General features: G+C 44.0%; 10 protein-coding genes. All 10 read right to left on the bottom strand.

What is annotated here, in order from left to right; genetic code table 11:
* Window positions 1–24: 24 nt before the first annotated feature.
* The 10 genes from I2I13_RS03585 to I2I13_RS03630 all read right to left on the bottom strand — a co-directional run bounded on the left by I2I13_RS03585 (window position 25) and on the right by I2I13_RS03630 (window position 15594).
* Window positions 25–1602, bottom strand: a complete 1578-nt coding sequence (locus I2I13_RS03585) for a S41 family peptidase (RefSeq protein ID WP_148366897.1) — start codon at window positions 1600–1602, stop codon at window positions 25–27.
* Window positions 1603–1639: 37 nt separating this feature from the next.
* Window positions 1640–2098, bottom strand: a complete 459-nt coding sequence (gene coaD / locus I2I13_RS03590; RefSeq protein ID WP_148366827.1) for a pantetheine-phosphate adenylyltransferase — start codon at window positions 2096–2098, stop codon at window positions 1640–1642.
* A complete protein-coding gene (locus I2I13_RS03595) occupies window positions 2095–3972 on the bottom strand; it encodes a DNA topoisomerase IV subunit B (protein WP_148366826.1) in 1878 nt (625 codons plus the stop codon). The genes coaD and I2I13_RS03595 overlap by 4 nt, the downstream gene beginning before the upstream one ends.
* A gap of 8 nt (window positions 3973–3980) precedes the next feature.
* A complete protein-coding gene (locus I2I13_RS03600; RefSeq protein WP_148366825.1) occupies window positions 3981–5117 on the bottom strand; it encodes a GNAT family N-acetyltransferase in 1137 nt (378 codons plus the stop codon).
* Window positions 5118–5166: 49 nt separating this feature from the next.
* Window positions 5167–7659: a PQQ-binding-like beta-propeller repeat protein gene (locus tag I2I13_RS03605; protein ID WP_195648796.1), complete on the bottom strand. Its 2493-nt coding sequence runs from the start codon at window positions 7657–7659 to the stop codon at window positions 5167–5169.
* Window positions 7660–7706: 47 nt separating this feature from the next.
* Window positions 7707–9584, bottom strand: a complete 1878-nt coding sequence (locus tag I2I13_RS03610; protein ID WP_195648797.1) for a sodium:solute symporter family protein — start codon at window positions 9582–9584, stop codon at window positions 7707–7709.
* A gap of 251 nt (window positions 9585–9835) precedes the next feature.
* On the bottom strand, window positions 9836–11023 hold the full coding sequence (locus I2I13_RS03615; RefSeq protein WP_148366822.1) for a glycosidase: 1188 nt from the start codon (window positions 11021–11023) through the stop codon (window positions 9836–9838).
* A 144-nt stretch (window positions 11024–11167) separates the two neighbouring features.
* A complete protein-coding gene (locus tag I2I13_RS03620) occupies window positions 11168–12346 on the bottom strand; it encodes a hypothetical protein (protein ID WP_229128557.1) in 1179 nt (392 codons plus the stop codon).
* A 25-nt stretch (window positions 12347–12371) separates the two neighbouring features.
* Window positions 12372–13934: a glycoside hydrolase gene (locus I2I13_RS03625; RefSeq protein WP_148366820.1), complete on the bottom strand. Its 1563-nt coding sequence runs from the start codon at window positions 13932–13934 to the stop codon at window positions 12372–12374.
* 34 nt (window positions 13935–13968) lie between these two features.
* Window positions 13969–15594: a RagB/SusD family nutrient uptake outer membrane protein gene (locus I2I13_RS03630; protein ID WP_195648799.1), complete on the bottom strand. Its 1626-nt coding sequence runs from the start codon at window positions 15592–15594 to the stop codon at window positions 13969–13971.
* Window positions 15595–15627 lie beyond the last annotated feature (33 nt).

Here is a 15627-nt window from a genome sequence, read left to right on the forward strand (position 1 = left end):
GTTTATCCGAATTATTTTTGCAGTTTATTTCAGTTTCTTCTGATACTCGTCCGAATTCAGTATTTCCAAAGCCTTTTGTATACTTTCATTCGTTGTATTCATTACCCGGAAATATTCGTTCATATCCCAAAGGTCGCGGGCGATCAGTGCTTTGAGTTGCGTTTTGATAAGTGGGAGCGATTTCTGATATTGTTCTTCATTGAACTTCACACCCTCTTTCTCACCCATTTCCCGTAAAGTAGCCAGCATATCGTCATCAATGACAAACTTCTCGTTGAATGATTCGAACTTCTTATACTTGTTAGCTAATTCTTTCCGGTGTCCCTCGATAAATTTCATGGTAAATTTGATAACCACTCCTTTAGCTACCAGGTTCCGGTGATAATCCGTATACAATGTAGTGTCGATGGGCACGAAATAATCAGGCATAATGCCACCTCCGCCATACACAGTACGTCCTAGTTTCTTTGTCTGCGCTTTCAGTGAATCTGGGAAATGGATGCTGTCGGCATTCATAAGCTCACCGTGGTTGAAGCGCTCTATCAGGTCTTTATTGTAATCGACAGTGCTGTCGTATGGTTTTTGGATCGAGCGTCCCGATGGAGTATAGTAACGGGCGATGGTTAAACGAATCATGGAACCGTCCGGTAAGTCGATAGGACGTTGCACCAAGCCTTTACCGAAAGAACGGCGGCCTACAATAATTCCTCTGTCCCAATCCTGTACCGCACCGCTGACAATTTCGCTGGCGGAAGCTGTATACTCGTCTACCAATATGATGAGGCGACCATTACGGAAGTCCCCGTTACCTTTTGCATAGAAATCACTACGCTTGGCAGTCCGGCCTTCGGTATATACAATCAGTTCCTTTTGTCCCAGGAATTCGTTAGCAAGGTCAATGGCTGCATTGAGATAACCGCCTCCGTTTCCTTGCAGGTCAAGAATCATATCCTTCATACCTTGCTTCTGGAGGTCCTTCATTGCTTTCTTGAACTCTTCAGCAGTTGTCGCTCCGAAGCGGTTGATGCGGATATAACCCGTTTTAGGTTGAATCATATAAGAGGCGTCGAGGCTAAGGATAGGTATCTTATCTCTTTTCACTGTAAACAATAAAGGGTCTTGCACGCCACGACGAACGATTGTCAGATTGACTTTCGAACCTTTCGGGCCACGAAGACGCTTCATAATATCTTCCGTACTCATTTTCACTCCGGCAATAGCGCTGTCATTCACGGCAATGATACGGTCACCGGCAAGGATACCGACTTTCTCGGAAGGGCCGTTGCTGACAGGCTGCACCACCAACAGGGTGTCTTCTATCATCTGGAATTGCACTCCGATACCCTCGAAGTTACCTTGAAGTGGTTCGTTCATCTTCTTCACTTCCTCTGCATCCGAATAAGTAGAGTGCGGATCAAGTTGTGCCAGCATCTTGATGATGGCTTCTTCTACCAACTTGTCTTCATCTACTTTGTCCACATAGAAATTGGAGATTGCAAACTCTGCCATTTGTAGCTTTCGCATGGCTTCGGAACCGAAGTTCTGGGCTTGTGCGGCAACTGCCCACAAGCAAACGGATAGTATAATCGTTAGTTTCTTCATCATCTTTTCTGACTCACCTCCTATTCCCTAACGAGTGTCATTCACTCATTTTCATTCCTTTGGGAATAAACTGGCTGATATCTTTATTATAGGTTAATAACTCGCGTACAATCGTAGAGCTGACGCAAGTCAGTTCCGGTTCTGTGAAGAGCAGGATGGTTTCAATCCCCGCCAGTTTACGGTTAATGTCCGCAATGGTCTCTTCATATTCGAAATCCTTTACCGTACGGATACCGCGGACAATGAACCTGGCCCCTACTTCCTGCGCAAAATCAATTGTCAGACAGTCGTAGGACATCACTGTGATGCGAGGTTCGTCTTTATAAAGTTCCCGAATCATTTCCTCCCTTTTCTCAATGGGGAAGTAGGTATTCTTGTTCTCATTGATACCGATTCCTATCACGATTTCGTCCATAAAGGTAAGTGCACGCTCCACTACCGAATAATGTCCGATGGTGAAAGGGTCGAAAGTACCCGGGAATATTGCTTTTCTCATGATGCCAAGTCTTCTTCTATAACCAGATTATCTATAATAAAGTTCTGCCGTTCCATAGTATTTTTACCCATGTAGAATTCGAGTAGTTCTTTTACTGCATCCGTTTTGCGCAGTGTCACCTGTTCCAGACGCATATCCTTGCCGATGAAATGTTTGAACTCGTCCGGTGAGATTTCTCCCAAACCTTTAAATCGGGTGATCTCCGGATTCGGTCCTAATTCGTTGATGGCATTGATACGTTCTTCTTCGCTATAGCAGTAACTTGTCTTTTTCTTGTTACGTACACGGAATAAAGGGGTTTGCAGGATATATACATGTCCTTTCTTGATGAGGTCGGGGAAGAATTGCAGGAAGAACGTAATCAGCAGCAAGCGGATGTGCATACCGTCCACATCGGCATCGGTTGCTACGATCACTTTGTTGTAGCGTAGTCCTTCAATACCATCTTCTATATTCAGGGCTGCTTGAAGCAGGTTGAATTCCTCGTTCTCGTAAACCACCTTTTTCGTCAGTCCGAAAGAATTCAACGGTTTACCACGCAGGCTGAATACTGCTTGAGTATTTACGTCACGACTCTTGGTGATGGAACCGCTTGCAGAGTCTCCCTCGGTGATAAAGATGCAGGAGTCTTCTTCCAGTCCTTTTCCTTTCGGGTCGTTGAGGTGGATGCGGCAGTCGCGTAATTTACGGTTATGCAGGTTCGCCTTCTTTGCGCGCTCACGAGCAAGTTTCGTTACACCTGCAATGGCTTTACGTTCTTTTTCGGATTCCTGTATCTTCTGTTGGATGGCTTCCGCTATATCCGCATTCTTGTGCAGGAAATTATCTACTTCAAGTTTGATAAAGTCGCCTACATATTTGTTGACCGTCACGCCACCGGGAACCATATTGGTAGACCCTAGTTTAGTCTTGGTCTGGCTTTCAAAAATCGGTTCTTCCACATTGACGGCAATGGCGGCAACCAGTCCGTTACGGATATCGGTATAATCCATGTTCTTGTTGAAGAACTCTTTGATGGTGCGGGCAATGTGTTCTTTGAAGGCACTTTGATGCGTACCACCCTGGGTAGTATGCTGACCGTTGACAAAAGAATAATATTCTTCTCCGTACTGCCCTGTATGTGTGAAAGCGATTTCGATGTCTTCCCCTTTCAGATGGATGATCGGGTAAAGTCCGGTTGCCGTCATGTTGTCGTTCAAAAGGTCTACCAGACCATTGCGTGACAAGATGCGGTGTCCGTTATAAATAATGGCAAGCCCTGTATTAAGGTACGTGTAATTACGTAGCATTGTTTCAATAAATTCGGGCTTGAAGCTGTAATTCAGGAATAGTGTATTATCCGGTTCGAAGAAGATATAAGTTCCGTTTTCTTCTTCGGTGTTCTGCGTCTCATCGGTCAGCAGGTTACCTTTTGAGAAAGTGGCGATACGTACTTTGCCATCGCGGTAACTGCGTACCTCGAAATGGGAGCTTAGAGCATTGACGGCTTTCACACCGACACCATTCAGTCCGACACTTTTCTTAAATGCTTTACTGTCGTATTTACCACCGGTATTCAGCATGCTGACTGCTTCGATGAGTTTTCCTTGCGGGATGCCCCGTCCGTAGTCGCGTACGCTGACACGAAGGTTTTCTTCAACGGTAATCTCGATTTTCTTACCGGCTTGCATTTTGAACTCGTCAATACTGTTGTCAATTACTTCTTTCAGGAGGACATAGATTCCGTCTTCGGCATGTGCACCGTCGCCCAGCCTTCCGATATACATACCGGGGCGTGTGCGCACATGTTCCATGTCGCTCAGGTGGCGGATGTTGTCGTCAGTGTACTCTACTGCATTGTTGTTGTCTACAGGTATCAATTCGTTCTCTTCCATAGCTGTTTTTATTTTATCTCTTTGATGAACGCACGGCGGCGCTTATGTTGTTGAGTCTCAAAGTAATCCCATTGTGCCTGAACTTTTCCGTTCAGCTCCAGTTCGGGGTTGCTTTCCGCAAAGATAAAACCTAATTTTTGATAAACTGGAATTAAATCGGAAAATAACAAAGCATTAACACCTTTATTTTGGTATTCCGGTTTCACTGCAACAAGTAGCAGATCAAGCATTTTGGCACGGCGTTTCATAAATAGTGCTTTTAGCAGATAGAACCATCCGAGCGGTAACAGACGCCCGTGTGATTTTTGTAGTGCCTCGGCAAGGGATGGCATGGAGATACCTACACAAACCAGCTCGTCATTGGCATCGGTGATCAGGGTAACCATCCGTAAATCAAGGATTGGGAGGTACATTTTTACGTACTGGTCGATTTGTCGCTGTGTCAATGGAGAATAGCCGTAAAGTGGGCTGTATGCTTCGTTCATCAGTTCGAAAATCTTCTGTCCGTAGTCTTTGGCTATTTTTCTTCCGGAGGTGTATTTCTTTATTTTGAGGTTGTATTTTCGTTGGATCAGTTCGGAGATACGTTTGTGCTTGTCGGGAATGGCGTCCGGTATGTAGATTTTGTATTCCACCCAGTCGGCGTCTTTCTCGAAACCTAGCTTTTCCATGTGTACAGGATAGTAGGGGTAGTTGTAGATAGTGGCCATGGTGCTAAGCTGGTCGAATCCTTCAATCAGCATTCCTTCAGCATCGAAATCGGTAAATCCGAGAGGACCGGCAATGTGAGTCATGCCTCGTTCTTTTCCCCAGTCTTCTACTGCTTTGATAAGTGCGGATGACACTTCGGGGTCGTCGATAAAGTCTATCCATCCGAAACGAACGTTCTTACATTCCCACTTTGCGTTCGCCTGATTGTTGATGATTGCAGCTACACGTCCTACTATTTTATCGTCCCGATATGCGAGGAAATAATCTGCTTCACAGAATTCGAATGCTGCGTTCTTCTTCTTGTTGAAGGTGTTGAGCATATCGTCATAAAGATCAGGCACAGAGTAAGGATTATCCTTGTACATTCTGTAATTGAAACGGATAAATTTCTTAAGCTCTCTCTTTGTGGAGACTTTCTTGATTGTAATAGCCATATCTCGTATTTATGATTTGAGGAGGCAAAGATACGTGATAATCTTTAAATTACAACGCGTAGGGTGGCAAAAACTGCGCGAGGGTAAAACAATGCACATTGCCGGAATAATCGCAAACAATCATACAATTTCCGGATACGGCAACTGTTGAGAATATGGGTGCTCCAAGATTTAGTTTTTCTTTTATGATACCGGTTGACTGGTCGATGGCGTAAAGGTAGCCATCGGAAGCTCCGATAAACACGGTTCCTTGCGAAGCGACGGGACTGGTTTCTACTCCGGCTTGCGGTGTGGTGGAGTAAGGTGCAGTGTACACCAGAGACGGTAATGTTTCAGCTTTCCATTTGTTGAAAAGGGTTGATTTGTCCAGTGCCATCACTCCGCGTTCTACGGTTCCGAAAATGATCTCATTTTCAGTGACCAGAGGGGTAGAGGTGGCATCCAGATTGATTGATAAATCTTTTTGTTGAAGTACTGCTCCGGTTTTAGGATCGATGGTAAACAGGCTTTTGGAGGAGATAATCCATAATTTGCCATCTTTGTAAACCGGAGACGCGCCACGATTGCCGAGTCCGTTGTCCGAGAGTTTCCAAAGTTGTTTTCCTGTGTGGATGTCGTTGCCGTATAGTCCTCCCCATTGAGTTCCACTGATAAGTACGCCATCGGCAATGGTTAATGTGGTGGTGGAGCCTTCACGTTGCCGCCAGTCTTTGTTGGTCCATAGAGTACGTCCGGTTTTCAGGTCATAGGCAGATAGACCTACACCGATTCCGGCATAGACTACTCCGTTATCTGTTGTCAGTCCCTCGGTGAGATATGGATAGCTGTCCAAGTTGATTCGTTGTTTCCATAGCAGCTGACCTGTTTTTGCATCAATGGCATATAGATGGCAGGCGGCATCCTGTGCTACAATAATTCCATCTTCGTAAGCAATGGTATTTTTTATTGAGTTTTCTGTCCGGTATTTCCATACGGGATTCCCGGAGTTGAGGTCGAATGCGCATATATAGGTGTTTAGTGAAACATTATCGTCTGTGGTAGCTGTAAATACTTGGCCGTCCGCAATGAGGGGGGAAGTCATAAAAATGTTGCTTCCGGCATTGGCGGTCCAAGCCAGTTGCAGAGGGAGATGGAGGTTGGAATGATTGATTCCTCCGGTATGGGCGGCATTTTGGAGTAAGGTATTCCAGTTCTCACCGGGAATGATGGACGGTTTGAAACCATTCTCATAAATGAAAGAACAGGAGTCTGTCGCTTTCTTTCCGTCATTGAAAGAGGAGGTGATTGTCAGTTTCAGTTCTTTCCCGTTTTTATCGGAGGGGATTGAAATATTAGCAGTCCAATTCCAGTCGGTGAGCGGTGTGAGAGTGCCTCGTACTACTTCTTCGTTACTTTCCGGAGTGGTCAATATATATGAGATTTGTTGGGTCTTTGCTTGCGAATTGTATGCATTTACAGAAATGGAAAGTTGTCCGTCAGTGTTGGTTCCCACTTTTTGTTGTTTCATTGGAAAAACAATGGTGGTTTGCGGGGCGACGAAAGCATATCGTAGCTGTGTGGTGATGTTGTCGTTTGCGTCTACTTTAATGTCGCGGAAAGAGGAGGGGGAGTGGTCAATACCACCTTTGTCCAGTGTGCTGGTACAAATGGTATAGATTCCGTTTTGATTGCGCACATAGTTGTAGTGCATGTGCCCGTATATTTGGGCTTTGGCATTGAATGGACGGAAGTCGAGCACGTGCTGATTGTCTGCTTTGAATACGAAAGTATCATTGGGAGTAAATAGGTCGTGATTGAAAATAATCAGGGCTTGGCCTTTCTTCATGGAGGAGAGGTCATTTTTCAGCCAGTTATATACATCTTTCAGAGTGTAATCGGTCGGGTTGTCGCCGTGGTCGATGGGGGTGACCACGTAATGGATATTGCCGATATCAAATGAATACCAGGTCGGGCCGTAGATTGATTCATAAAGTTCCTCGCCGTAGTTGCCTTTTACAAGGTCATGATTCCCTATGCAGTAGTAAACAGGGCAGTTCATGGTTTGTGAATTTACTATCCGGTTGTGCATTTGCAAGCCCGGTTCGTAACAAATATCTCCGGTGTGAATCAGAAAGGCGGGCTTTTCGCTGTTGATGTAATTTTTCAAATCTGTCACCCATCTTCCCAGTCCTCCGGTAGCTTCAGTATCAGTGATTTGGATGAAAGAGTGCTCTTTGGATTGAGTCCGTTCACTTTCTGTCAGCAGGAAGTCATAGGTTTTTCTGTTTTCCTGGGTAGGCAAATAGAATTGTTGCGTTTTGAATCCGGCAGGGGTGGTAATAGTGATAAATCTTGTTTTTGCGAATCCGGGTAAAGAGAACCGACCTTTTTTATCTGTTTTTACCACATTCAATCCATCTGTTACCATGACTCCCATCAGCGGCTTATCGCTTTTATCCAATATGCCCGATTGGTTGCTGTCGATATAGACTGTCCCTTTAAATTGAGCGCATAGTGGGAGGCATAGTATCAATGACAATAGTATGACGGATAGTTTTTTCATGATCGGTTCTCTGTCTTTTAGTGTGTTAAGCTAATAATCTTTTTTCCTTATTTTAGTTGTTTCATTTCTTCATTATACCTTACTTCTTCTTTACACAAGGGTTTATACCAGGTTTTTCTTAGTATCAGTGTCGTAACCAGAAGTAACGCGATAGAACTCCATAACCCCAGTTGTTCGCGGACAACGAGATACATCGGAATGATCGTGAGGCTGCATTGCCAGATAATACCGATAACCACGTTGAATGCATCTCTTTTGAAGTTCTTGTTGGGCTGTATATGGGGGGATCGGGCTAATGCTTTTTCTTCAATCGGTTTCCACCATCCCCATGGACGTACACGGGTGTAGAAACTGATTAATGTTTCTTCGTCTGTCGGAGGTGCACTGTACGTTCCGGCAATACATCCTATCAGAGAGACACCGAACAGTACCGGGAAGAAGTAGAGCACCCATGCGTCGGGAACTGTAAACTTCATGACAATGGCTGCTATGACTCCGGCAGTCATTCCCCAGAAGTAACCTTCGCCATTGAAGCGCCACCAATGCCATTTCAATACATTGGCTGCGATGTATCCTCCGAAGAGTGCGCCTACAATCCATTGGAATATTTCATTGATGTCTTTCAGGAAGAATCCGATGATAGTGCTGACAACTACCACTGCAACAGAAATGATATAGCTGCTGCGTATCTGTGTTTTCACACTTGCTTTCGGATTGATATATTTCAAATAAATATCATTCACGATATAGGCCGGTGCGGCATTGACTGTGGATGCAAAGGTTGACATGAAAGCCGCCAGTAGTCCGGCTAATAGCAAACCTGCCAGTCCTGCCGGTACGTAACGTGTGATTAGGTGGGGGAGAATGGTCTCAAAATCGGTCCGTGTCACTTCCATTTGTGTCAGGCCGCCATCTTCCTTAAAGAAGTAGATAGCCAACAAGGCAAATCCCATAATCATCAGGTAGCGGGGAATTAACAGTACGACCGATACGGAGCCGCTCATCATAGCCGCTTCTTTAGGGGATTTGCAGGATAGAATTTTCTGCATATCATAGTTGGGTGCAGGTCCTGCCATACTCATAAATATTCCTTTGAGTAAAGCCATCATGACGAAGATACTAATCAGGCTATATGGTTCATTTGCCATGCGTTCCGTCAGGAGGTTCATTCGGCTGCTCCAGTCAATGTCCAGTGTCCATCCGAAGAAAGGGGAATCCCATCCGGCGGGAACGAAGGAGTGAATCATATCCGGTGCTACCATTTGCATTCCGATAATAACGATCACGATACCTGCTACTGTCATAATCAGGAATTGCACCACATCTGTCCATACAATACTCAACATACCTCCGAGCATTACGTAGAATGTGGCAATAGCGGTAAAGAAGATACCATATACGTGGGGGACGTATTCTGCCGGAACATTGAAAGGAATGTAAGGAGATACTACTTCCCAGGGGATGAATATCTCCATAAACTTGCCAATACCTATGAAACCGTAACTTAGAAAACCTAAGACACTCAATAGTGCGAAGATGATAACAATCGTATGTGAAAGAGTAGACCCTTTACCTTTTCCGAAACGTGTCTTGATCCATTCCGCTCCGGTAAGTACATTGGAACGGCGGAGCCACACCGATAGATATATCATTAGAAATATCTGATTGAATACCGGCCATAACCAGGGAATCCAAAGGCTCTTGAATCCGTAAGCGAATGCCCAATATACCATTAGCATCGTGCCTGTGATGTCGAACATTCCGGAAGCATTGGACAGTCCGAGCATATAGAAAGGCAGTGATTTCCCTCCTAGAAAATAGGAGTTCATATTTTGGGCAGCCCGTTTTTTTAGAATAAGTCCGATGGCAATCATAGCGATCAGATAAACGCAAATGATGAGAAGGTCGGTAGTGTGTAATTTCATACTATAGGTTTGAATCGATTTATATGTTATGATCTTTGTGACAAAGGTAGGTGGAAAGCGATAACGAAACAAATATTATTTTAACTCATTCTGATACTATGTTGATATCACCTGAGTTTTCTTTTTGTATTGACATATTCAGTGATAGATGCGGAGATGCGGGTGGAAGTAGTTCTATATAAAGAGGAGAATGCAAAACTGCCGGTTTTTCACCGAAAAACCGGCAGTTTTGCGCTTTGTGCCTGAATACCTTAAAAATGAAACTGTTCTGCCAAGATCAGTTTGTTGGCTTCTACGGACTTACAAATGTTCTTCACAGAAGCAGCGGAACGGAAACCGTCCGCAGGTGTGTGGAAGCAATAGTCTATCAGTCTGTCGATTGTAGAAGTTGCCACATGCATACGAGTATCGGAAGAGGCATAATAGATATACACTGTTCCATTTTCATCAGCAATCCATCCATTAGAGAAAAGTACATTGGATACATCTCCTATCCTTTCTTCTCCCATGGGTGCCAGTAAGAAACCACCCGGTTCGGCAATGATCTTTGTCGGATCTTCCAAAGAAGTCATGTACAGATAGAGCACATAGCGCAGACCGGCGGCGCATGCACGGACTCCGTGAGCCAGGTGCAACCATCCTTGGGAAGTTTTGATGGGATGAGGCCCTTCACCGTTTTTCACCTCTTTGATGGTGTGATAATGACGGTGGTTTATAATGGTTTCTTCTTTTATTTCTGCATGGGTGATGTCGTCTATCAGTGCCCAGCCGATACCTCCGCCGTTACCGGCGTTGATAAAGTTATCCTGCGGACGGGTATATAAAGCATATTTGCCATTTACAAATTCCGGATGCAGTACGACATTGCGCTGCTGACTTTGGGAAATCAAATTAGGGAGACGTTCCCAGTTCTTTAAATCTTTGGTACGTATGATACCCGCTTTGGCTACGGCAGAAGACAGATCACCCGGCGCAGCGTTGGGATCAAGACTTTCGCTGCAGAAAATTCCATAAATCCAGCCGTCCTCATGGGCTGTCAAGCGCATATCATATACATTCGTTTCTTCGGGATATAAATCCGGGAGTTGAACCGGATACTCCCAGAAGTGGAAACGATCAATACCGTTAGGGCTTTCGGCAATGGCAAAGAATGATTTGCGATCATACCCCTCTACCCGTCCCATTACAAGATATTTCTCATTGAACTTGATTGCTCCTGCATTAAATACGGCATTAATGCCGAAGCGTTCCATAAAATATGGATTTGTCTCGGGGTTGAAGTCGTATCTCCATTCCAGTGGAGTATGGGCAGCCGTTAATATGGGATATTTATAGCGTTCGAATATTCCATTGCCTGGCAGTATCTTTTCATTTTCACGTGAGATGAGCGTTTCGTATTCTTCCATAAGAACACGTAATCTGTTATCATATCTATTCATATCTATTCAAAATTAATAAAAAGAGACTGACCACAATACAGACAGATACAAGGGATATACTGTGTTGCAAGAACAGTCTCTTTTTATGTTTGTCACTTCAAAAGTATGGGGGTACTTTTAAAATACATGCGTCAAGTTTACAAATTATTGTTTAGTTATAAAATACGAACGAGCTGTACAGTTCGGTTCCGTAAAACTAACCCAATACCAGTCGTTTTCAACTTTATCGATACGGCAATTTTCTGCCGGATATTTCACACTTTTATCTATTGCATTTCTTGTCACCTTATACAGTACAGCGTTGCTCTTATCGCCCACTGTCAAGTCTCCTGTAAATTGGATGGCAAAACCGCTGGCATACGTTCCTGTTCCTTTTATAACCAGTTCGGACATGTTGAACTCTGCTGCGTGAGTTACTGTGCCTACTGCTGAGGTAGATAGGCTTTGGTAAGAAGCAGAACCGGCTATAAAGTAGCGATAAGACGGGTTTGTCAGATAAGGGTCGTCGATATATACCACATTGATGCTGATTGATTCCCCTTCCTGGTCACTGATAGTTATCGTCTTGTTGAAACGGTATCTTTTAAGACCTTCGACTACGACATCCGTTCCATTCTCCGCCATTGTACATTTCAGATAAGTGGCAGAGCCATTATTGACACAGGTATATTCTCCGTTACCGTCCAGAATCTTGAGAATCAGAGGTTCACCAATAGTCAGATAAGCAATTTCTTCACTGTTGTCGAGCACTAGTTGTTTGACTACTTTCACAGAAAGTTCAGCAGTCTTATTCAGTCTGTCGGTAACTGTTACGGTCGCAATGCCCGGTGCCAGGGATTCCACTTGGATATGTCCCTCTTCATCCACCGTAGCTTTGGCTATGGATTCTTTATCGACTGTCACTTTGTATCCTCTATTTCCTGTATGTATGTTAATCACTTTATTTTCACCCAGATACATTTTAGTGGATGAAACAGCCAGAACTAGCTCACTTAACTGATCTACTATAACTTTTACATTGGTACTCATTTGTGCCCAGTCGGTGATTGTCAGATTAGTGATGCCCGCTTTCAAGGCTGTCACTTTAATCATATTTCCTTCGGCAACGGCAGTGGCCACTTCTTCATTAGAACTGACTATCTTGTAGTTGCCATTTCCCTGAAGCATCTGAATCATTCCTTGTGGTGCTTCATCAAAATTAATTATCAGCTCCTGTGTATCTGTCACGAGATTGTGATAGGAGGGATCTTCATCGTTACAGCCAGAGAAAATAGTAGCGGCTGCAAGCAGGAATCCTGCTAAATATAATAGATTTCTTTTCATGATATTCATTGTTTATTTAGGATGATTATTCAGCTCCAATGTCTTTCATTTTACCGGTGATGGTTACAACGCTAAATTTGGGAACAGTGATGGCGCGCAATCCGCTAAGAGACGGGTTTACTTTCTTACGCTGCCATTTTACACCCTCGTCTGACGTATATGAAATCATTGTCTGGAATTCTTTTCCCTCAATCTCCAGTTTAGTTTCGAAAGCTTTGCTTGTAGAGTTATTCACTAATACGATCGTATAAGTGTCGTCTTTAACATAAGCTGTCATTAACAGTTCTTTAGGGAAAACTTCTTCACCATTTTCAGGAGCAATCGTTTTTACGTCTACGCGACGGCTTCCCTCCGGAATGAACTTGGTGAACTGTCCATAACTATAATAGCGGGCGGCTCTTTCATAATTTGTTCCGGGTAGTGCCTCTTCCAGTCTGATAAGTGCTTCATTATTGGTACAAGGACGTGCGCCTGCCCACCATACAAATGCATTCAGATTGGAAACAGCCAGATAATTGTGGAAAGTAGTGGCCCATTGCATTGCATTTTTCCAGGATGGATCGTATGTGTCTGTAGAGCTGGTCTCTGTATTCCATATATGAATGTTATTTTCTGCACAGAGAGGTGATTGTACGAATTCAGTGTTACCGATTAAAGTATATCCATGAGCAGCTGCAATGATATTAGAATTTGCTAATTCGGGGCGAGCCTTCAAACCGTTTTCAAGGAAGGTGACTCCCGCTTTCCACCATGAGTGTTCTCCAAAGATAATTTTCATATCCTGATAACCTGCCTTGTCTAAAGCCGGGCGAAGATTATCTTGGCAGAAATTTGCAAGATTGGTGTAACTCCAGCTACATCCATTCCAACCCGTTCCGCTACTGTTCGGCTCATTGGATGGTGAAATGGCATAAATCTTGATTCCGAATTTCTCTGTATATGCTTTGATGAAGTCTATCAGATAATCAGCGAATGCATCTTCCGAACCGGATTTCAAACTACCGCCGGAAGGCTTACCATTAGATTTCATCGTTCCGGGAGGACTCCATGTGGAAAACATGAACTTTACATTTTTGTATTTCCTCTGGAGAATGTCCACTAACCACATTTGCCCCAACTGTACCTGTTCGCCGCATCCTGAACCATTAAAGTCTCTCCAGTAATCATTAATCATAGACGGATCATTGGCTGCCAGATTGAATGTGCGGTTAATGCCGAAGTCGATAACGTTGGTGACAGGATTCTGATAGTGTGGAAATACTTCTCCCCGGAATATGTTCAGTTTTAAACCATTTTCGCCAAACAGATCGTCCACTACGTCTTCACGCATCATATTATTCCAGATGCGGTGTGACCATTCGGCAAAAGCACATCCGAAACCATCAATAATCTGATGCTCATGTCCATCCCCGAACTGCATTTTGATGACAGCCTCGGTGGTTGGTTCGGCAGAGAATCCGTCATCTTCATCGGTTTCTTCTACCGGATCAGGAATGTAGACATCACTGTGACTCAGACTTCCGTCGTCACAAGAGTATCCTAGAAATAGGAAGAGGGATACGAATAATAATGAATATATCTTTTTCATATTGTTTCTTTATTAAGTTAATCTTGTCTGGACATTATTTCCATAGACTGGTTTGCACCATGGCAGTATTATTGTTCAATTCACTTGTCGGTATAGGATAGTAAAGGTGCTTTTCCTGAAAATTTTCTGCACCCTGCTTCCCGTTGGCCTTGAAAATCAATTGAATTTCGCTGACAGAATACCAACGCTTGAGATCATAAAAACGGTGACCTTCTCCGAAGAATTCCAATAAACATTGATGTTCGATTTCAGTCATAAGTTCCTCTTGTGCGAAAGTCTTTTCCTGAAGTCCTGCTCTGTTGCGGATTAGTTTTAAAGCATAGTTGGCACCGTCCGGATCATTGGTTTTGGCACATGCCTCGGCATAAAGCAGCAAGACTTCCGCAAAACGCATCACACGTAAGTTGCTGGACCTTCCTTCCTTATTACCCATATTATCCGGTGCTTTATCATCCACATAGTATGCGGTATTTTTCTTGATTAAGAATTTACCTGCCGTTCCGTTGACATTGAAGCTGGGAGCTCCTCCTGCCATTTTACCCTCATTACCTTCCCAAAGCTCGTCCATCGAGTAATTGTTTCCATACCATTTTTCGTTGGGTACTTTGTCGCCGTAGTTGGCTGCATCAAAGAAAAGACTGGCATACATACGTTTGTCAAACTTGGTATCTGCATCGCTCGGGCGAGTTTCTTTGGTGAATTCTCCTACGATGAAAGAGCTCGGCATCAGTTTGGCCCATCCGCCGGATTTTACCGGACCGATAAACTGTGGTATATAGCAACCCAGACAGATTCCACTTTCGTTGCTCCATGAGTATTCTCCGTCGGGACTGTATGCTATTTCATACACGGATTCTTTATTGAACTCATCTTCATTTGTGAAGTTCTTACCGAAGTTGTCAACTAACTCATAAGAATAAGGAGCTTTTAATAATGTTCCTAATAATTGCTTGGCTTCCGGATATTTATGTTGGGTGGCATATACTTTACCCAACATTGCGATAGCAGCGCCTTTGGTAACCCGCTCTTTGGCAGTGGTGCGTTCTACGGGCAGATTGCATTTGATAGCGTTACCCAGATCTTCTTCCACTTGTGTCCATAATGCTGCTTCAGTGGCAGGCCCTTTGTTGGTTTCATCTTCGTTAGACGGTATCAGTCGCAAAGGGACTTCTTTGTAGTTGTTGACTAACAGAAAATATTGATAGCCGCGCAGAAAGAGCGCTTCGCCCTTAATCATCGAACGATCTTCTTCCGTAATGCCCGAAGCCGGTACCTGGTCGATATAGCGTAATACGATATTGGCACGTTGGATACCCGAATAAAGCGCTCCATAAGGATCGTTGCCGGTGGACGGTGAATTCAGGAAGTTTGCAATATTCCACATGGGAACTTCTTCTCCTTTGATGGTGAAGATATCGTCGCCGCGACCGTTGAGGTTCAGCCAACCGTCGAATGCGCCGAAGTATCCGTACATGGCTCCTTTTATAGGGGAATAGGCGGCTGCCAAAGCACTTTCCGCATCTGCTTTATCTTTCCAGAAGTTGCTTTCAGTGAAATGGTTAGGGTCCGACAGATTCAAAAAGCTGGATTCGTTGCACGATGTCAGTGCTCCGGAAAGAAGAGCTGCCATGCACATATATGATAACCAATTTCTTTTCATGTTTATAGACTTTTAATGTTTAATATTAATTTA

The sequence above is a fragment of the Bacteroides sp. D55t1_190419_B8 genome (assembly GCF_015558905.1).
Lineage (GTDB): Bacteria > Bacteroidota > Bacteroidia > Bacteroidales > Bacteroidaceae > Bacteroides > Bacteroides vicugnae.

What these genes read in the sequence shown, in the direction of transcription:
- I2I13_RS03585 (WP_148366897.1), bottom strand. Translation starts at nt 1,602, where the DNA reads ATGAAGAAACTAACGATTATACTATCCGTTTGCTTGTGGGCAGTTGCC.
- coaD (WP_148366827.1), bottom strand. Translation starts at nt 2,098, where the DNA reads ATGAGAAAAGCAATATTCCCGGGTACTTTCGACCCTTTCACCATCGGA.
- I2I13_RS03595 (WP_148366826.1), bottom strand. Translation starts at nt 3,972, where the DNA reads ATGGAAGAGAACGAATTGATACCTGTAGACAACAACAATGCAGTAGAG.
- I2I13_RS03600 (WP_148366825.1), bottom strand. Translation starts at nt 5,117, where the DNA reads ATGGCTATTACAATCAAGAAAGTCTCCACAAAGAGAGAGCTTAAGAAA.
- I2I13_RS03605 (WP_195648796.1), bottom strand. Translation starts at nt 7,659, where the DNA reads ATGAAAAAACTATCCGTCATACTATTGTCATTGATACTATGCCTCCCA.
- I2I13_RS03610 (WP_195648797.1), bottom strand. Translation starts at nt 9,584, where the DNA reads ATGAAATTACACACTACCGACCTTCTCATCATTTGCGTTTATCTGATC.
- I2I13_RS03615 (WP_148366822.1), bottom strand. Translation starts at nt 11,023, where the DNA reads ATGAATAGATATGATAACAGATTACGTGTTCTTATGGAAGAATACGAA.
- I2I13_RS03620 (WP_229128557.1), bottom strand. Translation starts at nt 12,346, where the DNA reads ATGAAAAGAAATCTATTATATTTAGCAGGATTCCTGCTTGCAGCCGCT.
- I2I13_RS03625 (WP_148366820.1), bottom strand. Translation starts at nt 13,934, where the DNA reads ATGAAAAAGATATATTCATTATTATTCGTATCCCTCTTCCTATTTCTA.
- I2I13_RS03630 (WP_195648799.1), bottom strand. Translation starts at nt 15,594, where the DNA reads ATGAAAAGAAATTGGTTATCATATATGTGCATGGCAGCTCTTCTTTCC.